This is a genomic window from Streptomyces synnematoformans (assembly GCF_039531005.1).
In the GTDB taxonomy this organism is placed as follows: domain Bacteria; phylum Actinomycetota; class Actinomycetes; order Streptomycetales; family Streptomycetaceae; genus Streptomyces; species Streptomyces synnematoformans.
On the sequence record NZ_BAAAPF010000665.1, the window covers coordinates 1 to 1,322 of the forward strand.

The following is a 1,322-nucleotide window of genomic DNA, read 5'->3' on the forward strand; positions in this document are numbered from 1 at the left end:
GCGGCCGGGCGGGCCGGGCCGCACCTTCCGCCGGGAATGAACCCGGCGCTCCCGGGTGTTCACCTCAGCGCGGCGGGGATGACGGCGATTCCGAGGAGGAACAAGCGGCCGTGAGTCACCACCTGTCCCGGCTCCGCGCGCTTGCGCGCCACCGCCGGCCACGTCGTGTCGCCATGCTCTCCGTGCACACCTCGCCCCTCCACCAGCCCGGCACCGGCGACGCCGGCGGCATGAACGTCTACATCGTCGAGCTGGCGCGCCGGCTCGCCGAGATCGGCGTCGAGGTCGAGGTCTTCACCCGCGCCACCTCCGCCGCCCTCCCGCCGGCCGTCGAGCTGGCGCCCGGCGTGCTCGTCCGGCACGTGGCCGCCGGGCCGTACGAGGGGCTGGCCAAGGAGGATCTGCCCGCGCAGCTGTGCGCGTTCACGCACGGCGTCATGCAGGCCGAGGCGAGCCACCGCCCCGGCTACTACGACCTCGTCCACTCCCACTACTGGCTCTCCGGCCACGTCGGCTGGCTCGCCGCCCAGCGCTGGGGCGTGCCGCTGGTGCACGCCATGCACACCATGGCCAAGGTCAAGAACGCCGCCCTCGCCGCCGGCGACAGCGCCGAGCCGCCCGCCCGCGTCATCGGCGAGAGCCAGATCGTCCGGGCCGCGGACCGGCTCGTCGCCAACACCGACGACGAGGCCCGCGACCTGCTCCACCACTACGACGCCGACCCCGCCCGCGTCGCCGTCGTGCGCCCCGGCGTGAACCTCGACGTCTTCCGCCCCGATGGCCCCGGCGGCCCCGGCGGCGGGACCCGCGCCGCGGCGCGCGCCGCGCTGGGGCTGCCGCGGGACGCCTTCGTGCCGCTGTTCGCCGGCCGCATACAGCCGCTCAAGGCCCCCGACGTGCTGCTGCGCGCCGTGGCGCTGCTCCTCGACCGGGACCCGGCGCTGCGCGAGCGGCTGGTGGTGCCGGTGGTGGGCGGGCCGAGCGGCAGCGGGCTGGCCAAGCCGGAGGCGCTGCAGAAGCTGGCGGCACGGCTGGGGATCGGCGACGTCGTACGGTTTGCGCCGCCGGTGGCGCAGGAGTCGCTGGCGCGCTGGTTCCGGGCGGCGTCGGTGCTGGTGATGCCGTCGTACAGCGAGTCGTTCGGGCTGGTCGCGCTGGAGGCGCAGGCGTGCGGGACGCCGGTGGTGGCGGCGGCGGTCGGCGGGCTGCCGGTCGCGGTGCGCGACGGCGTCACGGGGTATCTGGTCGAGGGCCACGACCCGGCGGACTACGCGGCCGCGCTGGCGCGGCTGGACGCCGACCCGGCGCTGGGCGCCCGGATG

Annotated in this window: 1 protein-coding gene; it reads left to right on the plus strand. The window is 76.7% G+C overall.

Translation table 11 applies throughout. The annotated features are described in order from the left end of the window. Positions 1-110: 110 nt before the first annotated feature. Positions 111-1,322 (plus strand): D-inositol-3-phosphate glycosyltransferase (gene mshA / locus ABD317_RS36985; protein ID WP_344296463.1); only part of this gene is annotated, 1,212 nt, incomplete at its 3' end.